General features: G+C 68.0%; 12 protein-coding genes. 2 read left to right on the top strand and 10 right to left on the bottom strand.

All coding sequences use genetic code 11. The features are described from left to right. The 9 genes from IEX91_RS04015 to IEX91_RS03975 all read right to left on the bottom strand — a co-directional run bounded on the left by IEX91_RS04015 (position 1) and on the right by IEX91_RS03975 (position 11,392). Positions 1 to 258, bottom strand: a complete 258-nt coding sequence (locus tag IEX91_RS04015; protein ID WP_188877246.1) for a hypothetical protein — start codon at positions 256 to 258, stop codon at positions 1 to 3. After that, positions 251 to 1,585, bottom strand: a complete 1,335-nt coding sequence (locus tag IEX91_RS04010; protein ID WP_229772779.1) for a phenylacetate--CoA ligase family protein — start codon at positions 1,583 to 1,585, stop codon at positions 251 to 253. Before IEX91_RS04010 ends, IEX91_RS04015 begins: the two co-directional genes overlap by 8 nt. 134 nt (positions 1,586 to 1,719) lie before the next feature. Continuing rightward, on the bottom strand, positions 1,720 to 4,818 hold the full coding sequence (locus IEX91_RS04005; protein WP_188877245.1) for an FAD-binding and (Fe-S)-binding domain-containing protein: 3,099 nt from the start codon (positions 4,816 to 4,818) through the stop codon (positions 1,720 to 1,722). Positions 4,819 to 4,924: 106 nt separating this feature from the next. Next, positions 4,925 to 6,142: an FAD-dependent monooxygenase gene (locus IEX91_RS04000; RefSeq protein ID WP_188877243.1), complete on the bottom strand. Its 1,218-nt coding sequence runs from the start codon at positions 6,140 to 6,142 to the stop codon at positions 4,925 to 4,927. A 141-nt stretch (positions 6,143 to 6,283) separates the two neighbouring features. Next, positions 6,284 to 6,871, bottom strand: coding sequence for a helix-turn-helix domain-containing protein (locus IEX91_RS03995; RefSeq protein WP_188877242.1), 588 nt, complete (start codon positions 6,869 to 6,871; stop codon positions 6,284 to 6,286). Positions 6,872 to 7,344: 473 nt separating this feature from the next. Continuing rightward, a complete protein-coding gene (locus IEX91_RS03990) occupies positions 7,345 to 9,309 on the bottom strand; it encodes an archaea-specific SMC-related protein (RefSeq protein ID WP_188877241.1) in 1,965 nt (654 codons plus the stop codon). 43 nt (positions 9,310 to 9,352) lie between these two features. Then, positions 9,353 to 9,970, bottom strand: coding sequence for a rod-determining factor RdfA (gene rdfA, locus IEX91_RS03985; protein ID WP_188877240.1), 618 nt, complete (start codon positions 9,968 to 9,970; stop codon positions 9,353 to 9,355). A gap of 106 nt (positions 9,971 to 10,076) precedes the next feature. After that, positions 10,077 to 10,511 (bottom strand): hypothetical protein, encoded by a 435-nt coding sequence (locus tag IEX91_RS03980; protein ID WP_188877239.1) that lies wholly within the window; start codon positions 10,509 to 10,511, stop codon positions 10,077 to 10,079. After that, positions 10,508 to 11,392, bottom strand: a complete 885-nt coding sequence (locus IEX91_RS03975; RefSeq protein ID WP_188877236.1) for a ParA family protein — start codon at positions 11,390 to 11,392, stop codon at positions 10,508 to 10,510. Before IEX91_RS03975 ends, IEX91_RS03980 begins: the two co-directional genes overlap by 4 nt. Before the next feature lie 1,276 nt (positions 11,393 to 12,668). Between IEX91_RS03975 and IEX91_RS03970 the strand changes: the two genes are divergently transcribed. Together IEX91_RS03970 and IEX91_RS03965 are read left to right on the top strand one after the other, a co-directional pair. After that, on the top strand, positions 12,669 to 14,309 hold the full coding sequence (locus IEX91_RS03970; RefSeq protein ID WP_229772778.1) for a COG1361 S-layer family protein: 1,641 nt from the start codon (positions 12,669 to 12,671) through the stop codon (positions 14,307 to 14,309). Positions 14,310 to 14,312: 3 nt separating this feature from the next. Continuing rightward, positions 14,313 to 16,829, top strand: a complete 2,517-nt coding sequence (locus tag IEX91_RS03965) for an efflux RND transporter permease subunit (RefSeq protein ID WP_188877235.1) — start codon at positions 14,313 to 14,315, stop codon at positions 16,827 to 16,829. A gap of 53 nt (positions 16,830 to 16,882) precedes the next feature. Here IEX91_RS03965 and IEX91_RS03960 read toward each other — a convergent pair whose 3' ends face one another. Next, entirely contained in the window at positions 16,883 to 17,488 is a 606-nt protein-coding gene (locus IEX91_RS03960; protein ID WP_188877234.1) for a hypothetical protein, read from the bottom strand. Positions 17,489 to 17,658: the final 170 nt, after the last annotated feature.

The raw sequence follows: 17,658 nt of genomic DNA, 5'->3' as shown, positions 1-17,658 counted from the left end.
TTACCGCCCCGGTTCATGCCCCTCACCCGACTCGCCGTTCGGATCGGCGTCGTCGTCCCCACCGGCTCCGTCCCGCACGAGCGCGCCGGGGACGTTCTGCTTCACGGAGTCGAGCGTCCCCTGCACGCGCTTCGCCCCGCGCTCGATCGCGGGGACGTCGTTCGCCTCGCCGTACGCCCGGAGCGCCGCCGCCGACGCGTCGAGGTCGGCGACGAGCGCCCGCAGTTCGTCCAGATCGTCGGGTGCGTCCTCAGACATGGTTCTCACGTCGGTCGTCCAGCCGATCGGCCTTCAGCTCGGGTCGCTCCAGCGACTCGTACGGCACGACGTCGATCCGACAGGTGATGCTCGTCGTCTGTTTGAGCGTCTTCCGTAGCTCCTCGCTCGCCTCGTCGGCCGAGACGTCCGTCTCCGGGTTCTCCTCGGCGACGACGGTCACGACGTCGAGGTCCGGCTTCTCCTCGTGGTCGTCGATGATCACCTCGTACTCGTCGGAGACGCCGTCGTAGGAGCGGACGGCGTCCTCGATGGCGGTCGGCGCGAGCAGGACGCCGTTGACCTTCGTCAGGTCGTCGAGCCGCCCGAGGACGCCGCCTTCGGCGAACCGGAACGTCCGCCCGCAGTCGCAGACGGCCGCGCCCTCGCGCAGTCCGATTTCGTCGCGCAGCTCGAAGCGGATGTACGGCTGGGCGGTTCGGTTCAACGGCGTGATGACGATTTCGCCCGTCTCGCCGGGATCGACGGGCTCCCCGTCCTCGTCGAGCACCTCGATCAGGAACTGGGCCTCGTTGAGGTGGAGGCCGACGCTCTCGCCGTCACAGGAGAACCCCCACGCGCCCGCTTCTGTCGCGCCCGCGTGGTCGTAGACGTCGGCGCCCCACGCCTCCTCGATGCGCGCTTTCGTCCCCGGCACGCTCGCGCCGGGTTCGCCCGCACAGACGACGGTGTCGACCGCGAAGTCCGTCGGCTCGAACCCCTCCTCGCGGGCGACCTCCGCCAGCCGAAGCGCGTACGTCGGCGTGCTGGCGAACGCCGTCACGTCGATCTCGCGCATCTTGCGCACGCGCTGTGCGGAGGAGAGGTTCCCGCCCGGCACGACCTCGGCGCCGATGCGCTCGCAGGCGTAGTGCGCCGCCCAGAAGGCGACGAAGACGTTGTACGAGAAGGGAAAGAAGACCCGATCGTCGGGGCGGATGCCCTGCGCCCAGAGCACGGTCGCCCAACAGTCACCCCACCACTCCCAGTCGCTCCACGAGTCGGCCTGTCGAACGGGCTCGCCCGTCGTCCCCGACGTCTGGTGATACTCCGTCACCCCCTCGGGAGACGCCGCGAGCAGGTCGCCGTACGGGAAGGGCTCGCCGCCCTGCGCCTCGCGCAGTTCGCCCTTCTTCGTCGTCGGCACCGCCCGCACGTCCTCGAACGTCTGGATGCCGTCCGGGTCGATCCCTGCCGCGTCGAGTTTCCGCCGGTAGAACGGCGAGTGATCGTAGGCGTGTCGGACCTGCTCGCGGAATCGATCGACCTGAAGCGCCCGCAGGTCCGCGCGGTCCATCGTCTCCAGCATCGGGTTCCACATCCGACTCATCGATGTCGCCCCGCCGCGTCCGTGTCTCGTCCCATCGATACCTCGACGGAGACTACCACGAACAATAATGTTTGTGACCGTTCGGCAACGTCGCGCGAACGAATTACGCGAGCCGGGAATCGATGTTCTGGACGTTACGCGGTGCGGACCGCGGTCGCCAGCATCTCGATCGGCGTCGGGGGACGCTCGGCGTCCTCGTCGCGGTCCCCGAGCTGGGTGCGACAGGACGCGCCCGGCGCGACGACGCGATCACCGTCGCTCTCCGCGACCTGCTCGAAGAGGACGTCGCCGATCGCGTCGCTCATCGAGGTGTGCTCGGCCTCGTAGCCGAACGAGCCCGCCATTCCACAACAGCCCGAATCGAGCGGGTCCACCTCGTAGCCCGCCCGCCGGAGCGCGCCGACCGCGTGGTGGTCCTTCTTCACGGCCTTCTGGTGGCAGTGGCCGTGGTAGGTCAGCGTCTCCGCGGGGTCGCGCGTGTCGAGCTCCTCGACGAGCCGGTGCGCGTCGAGGTACTCCATCACGCCGTAGGTGTTCTCCGCGACGGCCTCGACGCGCTCGCCCGAGAGCAGGTCGCGGTAGTCGTGCTGGACCATCACGGCGTCCGAGGGCTCGACGAGGACGACGTCCCACCCGTCCTCGACGCGCGGGTGGAGCTCCGCGACGTTCTCGGACGCCGTCGCGCGCGACTTGTCGAGGAAGCCCTTCGAGTGGGCGGGCCGGCCGCTGTCCGTGCGCTCCGCGAGGTCGACGTGGACGCCCGCGGCCTCCAAGACCTCGATCGCCGCCTTCCCGACCGCCGGGTGGCTGTAGTTCGTGTAGGTGTCGACGAAGAAGACGACCCGCCGTTTCGCCTCCGCTTTCGACACCCGCGAGCCGCCGCGCGCCTCGAACCAGTCGTGCAGCGTCTGCGCACGGAAGGACGGGAGGCTACGCTCCGACGTGATGCCGAGCGTCCGTTCGAGGAGCGCGCGGGAGCCCGGGATCTTCGCGGCGAGGTTCGAGAGCGGCGCGGCCATCGACCCGAGCTTCGAGAGCGTGTCCACGTTGGCGAAGATCCGATCGCGCAGGCTCGCGCCCTCGCGTTGGTGGTACTCGTGGGTCACCTCGGCCTTCATCTTCGCCATGTCGACCTCGCTCGGACAGTCGTTCGAACAGCCCTTACAGCCGATGCAGAGGTCCATCACCTCGTGCATGAACTCGACGTCGAACTGCTCGTCGGGGAGGTCGCCGCTCATCGCCTGCCGAAGGAGGTTCGCGCGGCCGCGAGTCGCCTGAATCTCCTCGTCGCTCGCGCGGTACGTCGGGCACATCACGCCCCCGGCGGTGTCCTGGTCGGTCCGACAGCCGCCACAGCCGTGACAGAGCTCGACCATCCCCTCGAAGCCGTTGTCGTTCTCCCAGACGAGCTCGGGTTCGAAGTCCGCGTCGAACTCGTAGTCGGGGTCGTAGCGCAGGTCTTCCGTCATCGAGACGCGTCGCGCGCGCTTGGGGACGCCCTCGGGCAGGGTCTCGTCCGGGTCGTAGCCACAGACCTGTCCCGGATTGAGCAGCCAGTCGGGATCGTACGCCGTCTTGAGCTCCCGGAACGTCTCCCAGAGCTCGCGCCCGTAGAGCTTCTCGTTCCACTGGGTGCGCGCGCGCCCGTCACCGTGCTCGCCGGAGACGCTTCCGCCCAGTTCGACGACGAGGTCCGTCACCTCGTCCGCGATGCTCTCGTACGCCGCGAGCCCCTCCTCCGTCTTCGTCGTGATCAACGGACGGATGTGCAGGACGCCCGGCCCCGCGTGGCCGTAGAACGCCCCGAAGGTGTCGTGGTCCGCGAGGATCTCCCGGAAGCCCGCGACGTACTCCGGGAGCACGTCCGCGGGCACCGCGCAGTCCTCGATGAACGAGAGGTGCTTCTCGTCCGTCGTCCGCGAGAGCAGGATCGGGTTGCCTGCCTTCCGGAGCTTCCACACGCGCCCGCGTTCGTCCTCCCCGTGCGCCTCGATCGCGTCCATCGCCGCCGTCCCGACGCGGTCGGCGACGAGCGCGTCCACCTTCTCGCGCCCCTCGTCGTCGCTCTCGGCGTAGAACTCGACGAGGAGCGCCGCCCGCGTCCCCTCCGGAAGCATCTCGACGACGTCGTGGAACTCCGAGGTGTCGCCCGCGAGATCGATCAGCGTGTCGTCGATGAACTCCACGGCCGCCGGGTCGTGTTCGAGCACCTCCGTGACGTCCTCGACCGCCGCCGTCAGCTCGTCGTAGGTGAGGAGCGCGACGGCCTTCGTCTCCGGGATGGGTTCGAGTGAAACGGTCGCTTCCGTGACGATCGCGAGCGTCCCCTCCGACCCCGCGAGCAGGCGCGCGAGGTTCACCGTCGCGTCGTCGGGAAGCGCGTCCCCCTCGTCGGCCGCATCCGCACCCGCGTCCGCGTCCGCCGCGGCCCGCGCTCCCTCGTAGGCCTCGTCGACGAGCATGTCGAAGTTGTAGCCGGAGACGTTGCGCTTCAACTCGGGATAGCGCGCGTCGATCTCCGCGCGCTCGGTTTCGAGCACGTCGAGGACGGCCGCGTGGATGCGCCCCTCGATGTCGCCCTCGGCGTCCGCGCGCTCGCGGATCTCGCCGATCGACACCTCACCGAAGCGCGTCACGCTCCCGTCCGCGAGGACTGCCTCGACCTCCTCGACGTACGCGTCCGTCTTGCCGTACTTCAGCGAGTGCGACCCCGTCGAGTTGTTCCCGATCGCGCCGCCGATGACGCTCCGGTCGCCCGCCGCGGGATCGGGCGCGAACTTCAGGTCGTAAACCGAGAGCCCGTCGTTCAGCCGCGCGAGCGTGATGCCGGGCTGGACGCGCACCGTCCGGGCCTCCGGGTCGGCGTCCGCCGCGCCGTCCATGTGGCGCGTGAAGTCGAGGACGACCGCCTCGTTCACCGTCTGGCCCGCGAGGCTCGTCCCGCCGCCCCGCGGGAGCACTGGGACGTCCTCGGCCGCGCAGTACTCCACCACCGCCGCGACGTCCGCCGTGTTCCGCGGGAAGACGACGCCGATCGGCGTCACCTCGTACGGGCTCGCGTCCGTCGCGTACAGTTCGCGCGAGTACGAATCGAAGCGCACCTCGCCGTCGGCGCGCCGGTCGAGCGCGTCGAGCAGATCGGGCCGCTCGACGTCCTCGCCCGCGTAATCGTAGTCGGCGTCCGATGCCGTCGCCGGATCCGGCGGCGCGGCGTCCGTCTGTCGCGTCGTCATGGTGTTATCGTGAGAGTGGTCGCTAGCGTTATCAAAGTACACCGTCGGGAGACGGGGACCGGTCCGGCTCGGTCCGTGCTCGTCGCGCGCCCGCGACTCCCGGTGATCAGTACTGGCCGATGGAGACCGGCGGGCTCCCGTGTGGCCCGTAGGGCGCGTCGTCGAGCCACTCGCCCGCGGGCTCGTAGTAGTCCGCGAGCGCCGCCGCGAGGCGCTTTTTCGCCTTCGTCACGACGCGCTCGCCCTGGAGGTATTCGAGCGCTTGTGCCGCCGCGTCCTTGTTCCACTCGCCGGCGCGCCGGCGGCGCTCGGCGCACTTCTCGATCTCCGCGCGCGCGACCGCGTCGACGTCCGCGGCGAGCGCGCCCGCGATGGCCGAGGCGACCGCGTCCGCGTCCGCGATCCCCGAGTTCATCCCGCGCGCCCCGAACGGCGCGAAGAGGTGGGCAGCCTCGCCCGCGAGCAGCACGCGAGCGTGCTCGTCGGCGTACGCGTCGGCGTTGACCTGTTTGAACTGGTAGGCCGACACCCACTCCACGCGGTCGCGGTACCGCTCGCCGAGCGCGCGCGCCGCGTACTCCGAGATGACCGCGTCGCTCGTGATCCGGTCCGGGTCGTCGTCCGGCTTACACTGGATGTCGACGCGCCAGCCGCCCTGGAACGGGACGATCAGGAGGTTGCGACCGCCGAGCTCGGGCGCGTCGTAGTGGAAGACGCGCTCGGGCGGGCGCGGATCGTCCGGGACCTCCTCGATGTCCGCGATGATGAAGTAGTTCTCCGACTGATCGCCCGCGAAGTCCGCCCCGATCTCCTTGCGGACGGTCGAGCCCGCGCCGTCCGCACCCACGACGTACGACGCCTCGTGCGTCTCGCCGTCCCCCGTGTCGACCGTGACGCCGTCCGGGCGCGATTCGACGGTCTCCACGGGCGTGTTCCAGTGAATGTCGATCCCGACGTCGTCGAGCGTGTCGAGCAGGACGTCCTCCGTCCACACCTGCGGGAGGCTGGTGAACGGCGGGAGCCCGTCATCCGCGTCGAGTGGGTCGTCGTACGTGCGCAAGAAGACTTCCTCGCCGCGGAACAGCGTCCGTCGGGTCGGCCAGACCATCCCTCGCTCGGCGAGGTCCGAGCCGAGGTCCGGATGGAGGGCGTCCAACGTCCGCAGCGTCGCACCGTGGACGAAGATGGCGCGACTCCCCGGTCGATCGCGGTCCTCTGGGTCCGCCTCGTACAACTCGACGGGGATACCCCGCGCCTGCAGACCGAGCGCCGCGACCATCCCGGTCGGCCCCGCGCCCGCGACGATGACTTGGTCCTCACTCATCTTTCCTGATCAATCTATTTCGGTCCACTTGGTGTTTACGCATCTACCTACGATCGGCTATCCAATGACCGAAGAACGAGAAAACACGCTATTTCTCTTACGACAGACGATGAGCCGTCAGGGGGTCCGTACTCGATCCCGCTAGTCGGTGCCCTCCGTATCGGTGGCCGTGTCGATCTCCCCGTAATGCTCTTCGAGGTACGCGCGCCCCTCCGGCGTCTCCACGAGGATGTCGTCGAAGATGGCCGCGTCCGTCTGGAACTTGTGGACGTTCCGGAGCATCGTGTTGTGGAAGTCCTCGAGGAAGTCGCCGTGCTCCTTGAAGAACTCGTGCACCCACCGTCCCATCTGTTCGTCGCTGCGGAACTGCGTGACGAGGTGCCAGTGATACCGGCTGTCGGCGTTGAAGAACATGAGCACGTGCGGGTCCTCCCGGAGGTCCCAGTAGCACGACTCCCACCCCTCCGCGAAGTTCGGGTAGTGAAACGCGATCCGGAAGAGGTAGTGGCGGAACATCTCCTGGTTCGGGAAGATCGTCTCGCGGAACGCGCCCGACTCGGAGAGCTCGCGGAGGATCTCGTTGATGCGGTTGTGCGAGAGCTCGATCCCGTACTCGTTTTTCAGGATATCGCTGAGCTCGCGCGTCGAGACCGTCGGATACTCGACTCGCACCTTCATGATGACCACGTCGCGCGGTGAGATGTCGAGATCGCCGTTCGAACTGCTCATGGCGGCTCTTTCGCCCCCGCTTCACGAAAACGTTCGTGCTGTTTTCCGCCCTCCCGGACCGTGCGTCGCCGTCGTCGCCTCGCCGCGCTGCGGTCGACGGTATCGCGGAGCCGCGCTCGCCGGGCCGCGACTCACCGATCACCCCGCCGCGGGACGATCCCGATCTCCCTTTTCACGCACAGCCGTTCCTCGGTCGTTCGCCCCTTGGCTCGTCCCTCCGACGACACCGACGACACCGTTCGAACCGCCCGGCGGCTCATGCGAACCGTCCGCACCGGCTGTACACTCTGTCTACTCAGACAACACGTCCAACAATCCTGAATGGAACCCCCATCTGGCAGTGTTGATCAGAATATCTGTACGGAAAGTACACTCGGTAATTCTGAGCAGTATTACTAGAATACCGAACCACCTGGCTCCCTACTCCCCCTCGACTCGAATCCGACCGATCCGCGGTCGAACGGCGCGCCCCCTCAGATCTCGGTCACGCGCCGGTAGTCGTCGTCGAGCGCCTGCGCGTCCTCCGGCAGGAGCGCGACGGCGATGTACGGTGCGTACTCGTGGAAGTAGTCGACGAGCGCCGCGATCCGACTCGAATCGATGGCCTCCAGCGAGTCCAAGAGCATGAACGGACACTCCTCGTACACCTCGTGGACGAGGTAGCCCGCCAGTCCGAAGACGAGCCCGATGACCTCGCGTTCGGACTCCGAGAGGTGCTCGACCGTGTCCTCGTACGCCGTGCCGTCCGCCCCCGTCCGGATCACGTGGAGCCGGAAGGCCGTCCGCTCGACCTTGCGGCGCCCCTCGCGGACCTGCTCGGTGGCGCGCTCGATCCAGACCCGCGAGACGTTCCCGTAGTCGAGCACGTCGAGCACCGTCTCCATGTGCTCGTTGAACGATTCGACGGCCTCCGCCTCCAGTCGCTCGATCCGCGTCCGCAGCTCCGCGAGCTCGTCCGCGATCGACTCGCGTTTCTCCGTCAGCTCCGACTTCCGATCGACCTCGGCTTCGAGCGACGCGATCTCGGACTCGATGTCCTCCAAGTCGTCCTGCAGGTCGTTCAACTCGAACTGGAGTTCGTTCGCCTCCCGGTGGAGGTCGAGCACGGCGCTGTGTCGGCCCGCCTCCAGCTCCTCGACCGTCTCCTCCAAGTCCTCGACGGCGTCGGCCGCCTCCTCGCGGCTTTCGGTGAGTCGCTCGACGTTGGCCTCGCGGGTCTCGATCTCCTCGCCGAGCTCTTCGAGGCGCGCCTCGAGGTCCTCGCGGCGCTCGACGCGCGTCTCGATCTCGTTGCGTTCCGACTGGACCTCCTCGAGTTCGGTCGTCACCGACGATCGCTCCTGTCGCTTCTCCCGAGCGAGCTCGCGGAGCGTGTCCAGCGTCTCCTCGATCTCTTCCATCGACACCTCAGAACCGCACGTCCAACAGCGCCCCGCCGCGCTCTCCGCGCCGGCGAGGAGCGCGTCCGTCACCGCGTTCGACCCGTCTCCGCCCTCGTCGTCGGCGAGCAACTGGAGCACCTCGGTGTGCTCGCCCTCCAACATCTCCTCGTTGAACTGGATGAGGCTCTGGAGCTGCGTGATCGTCGAGTCGAGCTCGCGCTTTCGATCGCGAAGCGACGACACCTGTTCGTCGAGGTAGTCCGCGCGCTCCTCCGAGACGCTCTCTAACTCCTCGAGCGTCGCGGCGACGTCCTCGCGCTCCGACCGCACCGACGAGAGGCTGGATCGCTCGTTCTCCAGCCGGGAGGCGATCCGGTCCAGCTCCGCTCGGCGATCGTTGAGGTCGTCGAGCGCGTCTTCCAATTCGTCGCGCTCCTCGCGGGACTCGTCGACGTCGGCGTCCGCGTCGTCGATCTCCGCTTGCTTCTCTTCGAGGGCCTCGCGTTTCGCCTCGATCTCGTCGAGCAGCTCCACGCGGCGCTCCTCCAAGTCGGGGATCCGCCGTCCCGCGGCCTCCGCGTTCTCGATTTCGTCGTCGATCCGATCGCGCTCCGCGACCAGTTCGTCGATCCGATCGTTGATCGCCTCGGTGTCGACCGGCCGCATCACGAGCTCGCGCAGGTCGCCCTGCGTCGCCACCGCGCGTCGCGCCTCGTTGTCCTCCAACAGGAAGGCGAACAGGTCCGCCACCTCGGCGTCGTCGACGATCGGATCGCCGGAGAAGTCGACGCCGTCCCCGCGCCGCGTCAGCACGCGCGTGAATGTCTCTCCGTCGAGATCGGCCTCGACGCGTCCCTCCTCGCTGTCGCCCTTGAGCGTGGCGCGCTCGCTGCCCGCGACGGCCATGAGCGACTGCAGGAACGACGTCCGGTTCGTCGCGTTCCGTCCGACGAGGACGTTCACGCCGGGTGTGAGGCTGACTGCGGTCTCTTCGATACCGCCGATGTTGGACACGCGCACGTCGACACCCGTGCCCGTCTCTCGGCTCGTCTGCATACCACCGTGGTACGACGCCCGCCGACTTATATGTACTGCAGACTCAGGCGGTCGAGTCGAGGCGGCAGTCACAGCCGCCGGCTTCGAGGAGGTCGCCGAACTCGTGGCGCCGCCCGCACTCGTCGCAGGTCACGTGCGTCGTCACGATGACGTCGAAGCCGTCGATCGCCACCTCCTCGCCCGCGAGTCGTTCGAGGTTGTTCGCGGCGATCTTCTCCGTACGCGTCTCCAGCGATCCGACCGTGTTCCGCGTCGAAGCGACGCGATCCGCCGGCTCGGGGTTCTTCTCGACGTCCAGACACTCGCGGAGGTGCGTGTGGATCGATTGGTGAGAGACGAAATCCCGCCGCACCGCCTCGACGTCGACGCCGTCGCGTTCGAGTCGGCCGATCGCTTGCGTCCGCATCCCCGCGCTCACGTCGTCGTCCGTCAGGAGCCGATACGTGTTCTCCAGTTCGCCGTCGAGCACCTCGACGTTCGCCGCGCGTAGCGCCGCCTCCAGCACGCGCCGATTGAAGTACTGCTTGAGATCCCGGAGGCTGTACGACTCCCCGTCCTCGCCGCGCCACAGCGACGCGAGCTCGCCGTCGATGTCGTCGAGCCCGTACGCGTCCGCGACGCGCCCGACCTTACAGTCACAGGACCGTTCGTCCGAACTCATCTATACCTCGCATAAGCTGAGATCGTATATAGTAGCATCGGTCATCGGTTTACAAAACTATACGTGTAAGTGATAACGGACGCGTCAGCCGCCCGTCTCGGCGTGTCTACCGGTCGTATCCCCACTCCCGAAGGACGTCCGCGGCTTCGTCGAGATGGCGCATCCCCGCGAGGTAGATCGCCTCGCGCGCGTCGAGTCTATAGACGTCCTCGCCGAGGAGCTTCTCGAGGTCGCGCTCCGCGTCGCGCGCCAACGTGTCCGTCTCGTCGCGGACGAACAGCTGATGGACGTCCGGTCGCTCGTCTTTCACCTTGTCCCGACGGTAGATGTACGGGAACTCGGACGTGTCGGTCCCCCCGTTCCTGCTCTCGGTCGACGCGTCGCTCCCGTCGGCGTCCGACGAGTCGCTCGTCGCCGCCTCCGCGTTCGTCGGGGCGTCGACGGTCTCGCTCCCGGCCGTCTCCTGTTCGGCCGCTTCCGCCTCCGCGGCGGACTCGGTCTCCTCGTCGTCGGCGAACGGATCGCTGGCGCCGGGTTTCATACTCGCTCCTCCGTCGGGACGTCGTCCGCGTCGATCTCCACGCCGAACTGCTCGGAGACGTACCGCGCGAGCGCGTCGAACTGTTCGAGCGTTTCGAGCTCTCGGTCGCGGACCCGGTCGCGTCCCGTGGCGAACGCGTACGGGGTCACCTGCTCGTCCCACGCGCCCTCCAGCATCGCGCGGCGCTCGCGGATCTCCACTGGCGCGACCGGGAACTCCTGCGCTTCGAGGTCGGCCTCGTATTCCGCCTGCTTCTTCGTGTTCGAGACGCGGTTCGGGACGACAGCGAGGACGCCGATCTCCACGTCGTTGAGCTCCGACTCGATCCCCTCGACGGTGTCGCGCATCCCCTCCACCGACTCGCGGCCCTTCGCCGAGAGCTCCAGCGGAATCAGGAGATTCGACGCCGCGTACACCGCGTTGTAGACGTGCTGGCCGCCCGTCGCCGGCGGGTCGATCAGGATGACGTCGTACTCCGCGGGTACGTCGTTCTCCTCCAGGACGCGCCGGAGCTGACGCTCGGGGACGAATTCTTCGCCCATGTCCTCCTCCATCCGCTGTGCGCGCAGGAGGTTGCGTTCGAGCGACTCCAACATGTTGTGACTCGGCACGAGGTCGATCCCGTCCGCGACCGTCGTCACGAGGTCGTCGAAGTCGCCCTTCGGCCGCTCGATCATGTGTCGGACGAGGTTGTCCGCCTCGGGATTCGCCCGATCCTCGGTCGCGCCGAAGTGGTGGGTCGCCCCGCCGTCCTGCGGGTCGAGATCCACGACGAGCACGCGCTGCCCGTGACGGGCGTGCGCGGCCGCGAGCGTGACGGTGAAGGTGGTCTTCCCCACCCCGCCCGCCTCGCTCCAGATCGTGTATGCGATCGTCGCCATGCTCCTTCACTCACCGCGGCGGGGCAAGTATTTTTCGCCAACCCTGCTGGTAATACTGTCCAGTATTACCAACTACAGTCGATAAACCGTATGAAACGATATCTATGCTCGACTGCAAGCAGGTGCCCCGGATCCATCCGTTCGCATTCGGGGCTAGCAATCCAGTACACACTGCGTGAAGGCGTGACAGATACCTTCTCACGCGAGACTCCGTAATCGACCGAACGATTATACCGTACTAGTCCCGATGGCACCCTAATGAGCCCTCCACTTTCCCGCCGCGAGACGCTCGCTCTCGTTTCTACCACAGGCGTCAGTGTTCTCTCCGGGTGTCAAGGGCTAACCGCACCTCTCAGTCGATACACGGCGGACCCGCAGGAGCAAGAGAGGGATACCGAAACGACCGCACTTGTCTACGCCAAGAGTTCGAATGCGTCTTTTCCACGTGACGATGCGTCGTCTCCTAGCGGGTGGGTTCATATCGTCAGTGACGGAGAGTCAGCAGACCTCACGTTCGACGTCCGCTTGTGTAGTTCATTAGAGGATGTCGAACCAGAAGTGATCGATTCAAGCGGAAACGAGTACGTCCTGCGATTCGAGGTCAGTGCCGACCTCAGCGGGAAATCCGTATCTGATGAGTCGACCGGTGGATCGACGTGCGACTCTGTCACCCGACTTACCGGTAGCACAAACGTACCTAGTGATTGGGAAACGATATCGGTACGCGTGAACAATACAGAAGTTCAGCCGGTTGAAAAATCAGGGACGATGCCGGAACTACGGCGACTCCCCGACCCTATACACTTCGAATGACTAGGTACCGTCTAATTTAGAATCCCTTCGGCCGACGTCACCGTCGGACTCCCCTAATCCTGCGAGCGCGCCGACGCCGACTTCGCGGCGGCCGTCGAGGCGGTGCGGTCTCGCATCGAGTGGGGAGACCGCTCCCTCGAACGTTCGACCGCGATGTCCGCCACACCCGCTCGCCGGCCCGGCCGACATCCACGCGTCCGGATCGGACGACACTCGACGAACTCGTTCGGCATCCGACGTCTCCATCGAGACCCCCGTCCGCCCCGTTTCTTTTGTCGCGCCCGGGCTCCTCGGCGTCGACGCGGCGTCCCTGCGACGCGACGCTCCGACCGTCGCCGGCCGGCGGCTCCGTCACCACAAAGTACATACGACTTCTCGATCCCTGTGTACGTATCTCATGAACGCACAGTCCCCGCCAGCGACGATCACGGACGGCGTCGACCGTCAGTCTGCGGTGGCCTAAATGGCGAGTCGCTTCCCCCGAACTGGCCTCCTCGGCGCGTTCCTGGTCTGTCTCCTCCTCGGGTCGAGTGTCGCCGGAGTCGCACCCGTCGGTGCACAACAGGGGGGGAACTCCGGGCAAGTCATCGGCCAACCCGAACTCGACGTCTTCACGAACACGAAGGAGTTCGAACCCGGCACCGAGGCCGAACTCCGCCTCGGCATCTCGAATCGCGGCGACGTCGACCAGGGCGGTCCCTCCCAGTACGAACAGCGCGTGACGACGGCCCGCGGGCTCACCGTCGACGTCCGGGCCGGCTCGGCACCCATCGAGGTGAACACCGGTACCGTCGGCGTCGGGAACGTCCCGACCGGGACGTCGCCCGTCGACCCGATCGGTATCACCGTCTCGGACGACGCCGAACCCGGCACGTATCGCGTTCCGGTCACGCTCTCTTACGCGTACACGCGCGGCGTGAGCTACGACACGTACGGCGCCGAGTACCGCGACTTCGAGCGCGAGGAGACGCAGTACGTCACGATCCGGGTCCGCGACCAGGCCCGATTCGCGGTCGTGAACCGCTCGACGAGCGCGCAGATCGGCTCCACGGGGTCGCTCTCCGTGACGGTCGAGAACGTCGGGAGCCGCGCGGCGAGCGAGGCGAGCGCGACGGCGACCTCGCGGAGCGACGAACTGACCTTCGGCTCCGGGTCGGCGAGCTCGACCGCCCAACTCGGTGCGTGGGAGCCCGGTGAGCGCCGGACGATCGACTACGTGGTCGGGCTCGCGGACGACGCCGCGCTCCGCGAGTACACCGTCGACCTCTCGGTCGATTACACCGACCACAACGGGATCGCGCGCACCTCGGAGACGCTGAACGTCGGCGTCGACCCCCGCGACGAGCAGCGATTCGCCCTCCGGAACGTCTCGGCGTCGCTGCGCGTCGGCGAGGACGGTACGCTCCGGGCCACCGTGGTCAACACCGGCCCCGACCCCGTCCGCGATCCGGTCGTTCGGTTCGCGTCCAGCAACCCGAACGTCCAGGTCGACTCACCCGAGTACGCCATCGGTGACCTCGCGCCCGGCGAGCGTGCGCCCGTGGCGTACGCCGTCGCCGTCAGCGACGCCGCCAGCGCGAGCGTCCAGCAGTTCAACCTCACCGTCGAATACCGCACCGAGCGCGGCGACGTGGAGCGGAGCGACGGCCTGACGACGAACGCGGAGATCGGTGCCCAGCGGGACCGCTTCGTCGTCACGGTCGCCAACGACACGGTCCGAGCGGGCGGATCGCGCGCGCTCACCGTCCGCGTGACGAACAACGGCGACGAACCGCTGACGAACGTCGAGGCGAAGGCGTTCGTTCGGGACCCGCTCGGAAGCGACGACGACGAGGGCATCGTCCCGTCGCTCGCGCCCGGTGAGACCGACGAGTTCACCATCGCCCTGAGCGCCGGCGGGAGCGCGCTCGAAAAACGCTATCCCGTCTCGTTCGACTTCCAGTACGAACTGCCGGACGGCGACACCGAGGTCTCGCAGACGTACACGGTCCCCGTCACCGTCGTCCAGTCGTCCGGCGGCGGCCCCCCGATCGCCCTGATCGGCGGCGTCGTGCTCGTCGTGGCCATCGCCGCGTTCGTCCTCTGGCGGCGCCGGCGGGAGTGATCGATGGATCTCCAGATCGACGCTCAGCGCTACATCGACGCCGTCGACCACTGGATCGTGGACCGACCGCGGACCGTCATCGTCGTCTTCCTGCTCGTCTCGGGCGTCTTCGCCCTCGGCCTCGGCGGCTCCGACACCTCCTCGGGCACCAGTCAGTTCACCGAGGACGTCCCCGCACAGGAGGCCCTCTCCGACGTCAACGCCAACTTCGAGCGCGTGACGTTCGAGCCCGACACGGGAACGACGCAGCTGATCCAGTCGGAAACGAACGTCCTCTCGAAGCCCTCCCTCCTGCGGATGCTCCGCGCGCAGGAACGCCTCCAGTCGAACCCCGACATGCAGGTCGCCGCCACGACGAGCGCCGCCCGGACGGTCGCTCGGACGCTCGACCCCTCCGCGACGACGCTCGACGAACAGATCGACGCCGTCGAGCGGGCGACGCCAAGCGAGATCGACGGCGCGATCGCCGCGGCGGCCGCGGCGAGCCCGGGGTTCGCCGCGAGCCTCAGCACGGACTTCAACGCCCGCTCCGCCTCCGCGTCGGCGACCGTCGGGACCGTCACGCACTCCCTCTCCGCCGAGACCGGGGACGGCGCGGGGACGAGCGGCTCCAGCCCTCTCACCGACATCCAACAGCACGCGGTGTTCATCGTCGACTCCGTCGGCGGCGACATCACGGTGTTCGGGAGCGGCATCCTCTCCGAGGAGTTCGCCGCGGTGATCGGGGACTCGCTCGCCCTCGTCGTCCCCGCGGCGGTCGTGCTCATCCTCTTCTTCCTCGTGTTCGCGTACCGCGATCCGATCGACCTCGGGCTCGGTATCGTCTCGCTGGCCATGGCGATCCTCTGGACGTTCGGGTTCATGGGGCACGCCGGGATCGCGTTCTCGCAGATGCTGATCGCCGTCCCGCCGCTCCTCCTCGCCGTCGGCATCGACTTCGGCATCCACGCGATCAACCGCTACCGCGAGGAGCGCGCCCAGGGGTTCGGCGTGCGCGACTCGATGCGGACGGCGACCGATCAGTTGCTCCTCGCGTTCGTCATCGTCACCGGGACGACCGTCATCGGCTTCGCCGCGAACGCGAGCAGCCAACTCGGCCCGATCCGCGACTTCGGGCTCGTCGCCGCCGTCGGGATCGTCTTCACCTTCTGCATCTTCGGGGTCTTCCTCCCGGCCGCGAAGGTGTCCGCCGATGGCCTCCGCGAGCGCGTCGGCGTCCCCCGATTCGGCTCGCGACCGCTCGGTTCCGAGGAGTCGCTCCTCGGCACGCTCCTCCCCGTCGGCGTCCGGATCGCCCGGATCGCCCCGAGGCTCTTCCTCGCCGTCCTGCTCGTCAGCACCGCCTGGCTCGGCGCGTACGGCTCCGGCGTCGACAGCCGCTTCACGCAGGAGTCCTTCCTCCCGCCCGAGGACAACCCCGATTACTTGGAGTACTTCCCCGAAGCCCTCCAGCCCCGCGACTACACGGTGACGGAGACGACGAACTTCCTCGAAGAGCGCTTCCAGACGGGTGAGGAGGACCTCACGACGGTCTACGTCGAGGGATCACTGACGAACGACGGCGCGCTGGAGTCGATGTGGAAGGCCGGCGACGGGCCACCGGACAGCTTCGTCGTCGACGGCGGCCACGCCCGTGAGACGAGCATCATCACCGTCATCCGCGCGTACGCGGAGCGGGACGACTCGTTCGCGCGACTGGTCGCGCGCAACGACCGGAACGCGAACGGGATCCCCGACGACGACCTGAAGACGGTCTACGACGCGCTGCTCGACTCGCCCGCGCGCGAGCGGGCGCTCGACTACATCACCGACGACTACACGGCGGCGCGCGTCGAGTACGCGGTCGAGGCCGACGCCTCACAGGCCGCCGTCACGGACGACACGCAGGCCGTCGCCGACCGCTTCCGCTTCGAGGCAACCGCGACCGGTAACGTCGTCGTGCTGAAGGCCGTCTCGGACGTCATCGCCCAGTCGGCGTTCATCAGTCTGGTGTTCGCCCTGCTCGGGACGGCCGCGTTCCTCGTCCTGATCTACGGCCTCCTTCAAGGGCGTCCGTCGCTCGGGATCGTCAACCTCGTCCCGATCGCCGTGACCGTCGTCGGCATCGCGGCGACGATGCGCTCCCTCGACATCCCGTTCAACGTCCTGACGGGGACGATCCTCTCCATCGGGATCGGCTTGGGTATCGACTACTCCGCCCACCTCGTTCACCGCTTCGCGGAGGAGTACGACGAGTCGGCGGACGTCTTCGACGCGCTCACGCGGACCGTCCGTGGGACCGGCGGCGCGCTGACCGGGAGCATGCTGACGACCGTCACCGGCATCGGCGTTCTCGCCATCGCCATCACGCCCGTGCTCGGCCAGTTCGGCCTCCTCACGGGACTCTCGATCCTCTACTCGTACCTCGCGTCGCTGATCGTGCTCCCGCCGGTCATCGTCGTCTGGGCGCGGTACGTCGACCGCGGCGACGCCCGGATCACGGGGGGCGACGCGTCGGGAGACGCACCGGCGTCGGGGTGACGGCGCGCGACGGACTGGGACCGCCACCGTCGGCGTCCGACCCGCTTCGCCGCTCAGTCCCCCCTCGCGGCTGTGCCCTTCTCGTCCTCGACGTCCTCGAGGAGCCGATCGCCCAGGAGCCGATCGCCGAACGCGACGACGCAGAGGCCGCCGAGCGCGTCGAAGACGAGGTCGAGGGCGGTGTCGCGCGGTCCGTACGTGACGAGGAGCGGTTCGAGGCCGAACCGGCGGGCGGTCCGGTGGACGGCGTACTCCATCGCCTCCCAGAGCACGCCGAGGCCGAGCGTGGCCGCGAGCACGGTCCGGGTCGTGTCGTGGCCGCGCCGTCGCGCGAACAGGTGCGCGGCCGTGCCGACAAGCGAGGCGGAGCAGAGGTGCGTGAGGTGATCCCACCACCACGTCTCGTCGTAGGGACCGAGCATCCCGATCGCGTGGAGGAGGGAGGCCGCGGAGACCCAGACGCGGTGTCGCGGGCGGACGCTGAGCACCGTCCGCCGCTCGAGCACGTCGGGGAGGAACGTCGCCGCGAACCCGACGAGCGCGTTGACGAACGCGCCCGGGTCGCGCCGCCGGAGCCCGGCGACGGCGACCGCGAGGAGGCCGAGGCGGAGCGCACGGTCGGTCGCGCGCCCGGCGCGCGTCGACGGATCCACAGTCATCACCGATCGCCTCGCGCGCTACGGTATTAACTCCGCGGGTCGACGCCCGTCGGACCGATTGAGTGGTATTACTGACCAAATATACTGCCTACACATACTACCTGGACGCACTGTAAACCGCCCCCCCCTCGTCGCCCGCGCCGCCCGAGCGTCCCCCGGCCCGTCGTTCG

The sequence above is a fragment of the Halarchaeum nitratireducens genome, from assembly GCF_014647155.1.
GTDB lineage: Archaea > Halobacteriota > Halobacteria > Halobacteriales > Halobacteriaceae > Halarchaeum > Halarchaeum nitratireducens.
This window is presented reverse-complemented; position numbering and strand designations above follow the sequence as displayed.

What these genes read in the sequence shown, in the direction of transcription:
- IEX91_RS03960 (WP_188877234.1), bottom strand. Translation starts at nt 17,488, where the DNA reads ATGACTGTGGATCCGTCGACGCGCGCCGGGCGCGCGACCGACCGTGCG.
- IEX91_RS04005 (WP_188877245.1), bottom strand. Translation starts at nt 4,818, where the DNA reads ATGACGACGCGACAGACGGACGCCGCGCCGCCGGATCCGGCGACGGCA.
- rdfA (WP_188877240.1), bottom strand. Translation starts at nt 9,970, where the DNA reads ATGAGTTCGGACGAACGGTCCTGTGACTGTAAGGTCGGGCGCGTCGCG.
- IEX91_RS04010 (WP_229772779.1), bottom strand. Translation starts at nt 1,585, where the DNA reads ATGAGTCGGATGTGGAACCCGATGCTGGAGACGATGGACCGCGCGGAC.
- IEX91_RS04000 (WP_188877243.1), bottom strand. Translation starts at nt 6,142, where the DNA reads ATGAGTGAGGACCAAGTCATCGTCGCGGGCGCGGGGCCGACCGGGATG.
- IEX91_RS03980 (WP_188877239.1), bottom strand. Translation starts at nt 10,511, where the DNA reads ATGAAACCCGGCGCCAGCGATCCGTTCGCCGACGACGAGGAGACCGAG.
- IEX91_RS03990 (WP_188877241.1), bottom strand. Translation starts at nt 9,309, where the DNA reads ATGCAGACGAGCCGAGAGACGGGCACGGGTGTCGACGTGCGCGTGTCC.
- IEX91_RS03995 (WP_188877242.1), bottom strand. Translation starts at nt 6,871, where the DNA reads ATGAGCAGTTCGAACGGCGATCTCGACATCTCACCGCGCGACGTGGTC.
- IEX91_RS04015 (WP_188877246.1), bottom strand. Translation starts at nt 258, where the DNA reads ATGTCTGAGGACGCACCCGACGATCTGGACGAACTGCGGGCGCTCGTC.
- IEX91_RS03965 (WP_188877235.1), top strand. Translation starts at nt 14,313, where the DNA reads ATGGATCTCCAGATCGACGCTCAGCGCTACATCGACGCCGTCGACCAC.
- IEX91_RS03975 (WP_188877236.1), bottom strand. Translation starts at nt 11,392, where the DNA reads ATGGCGACGATCGCATACACGATCTGGAGCGAGGCGGGCGGGGTGGGG.
- IEX91_RS03970 (WP_229772778.1), top strand. Translation starts at nt 12,669, where the DNA reads ATGGCGAGTCGCTTCCCCCGAACTGGCCTCCTCGGCGCGTTCCTGGTC.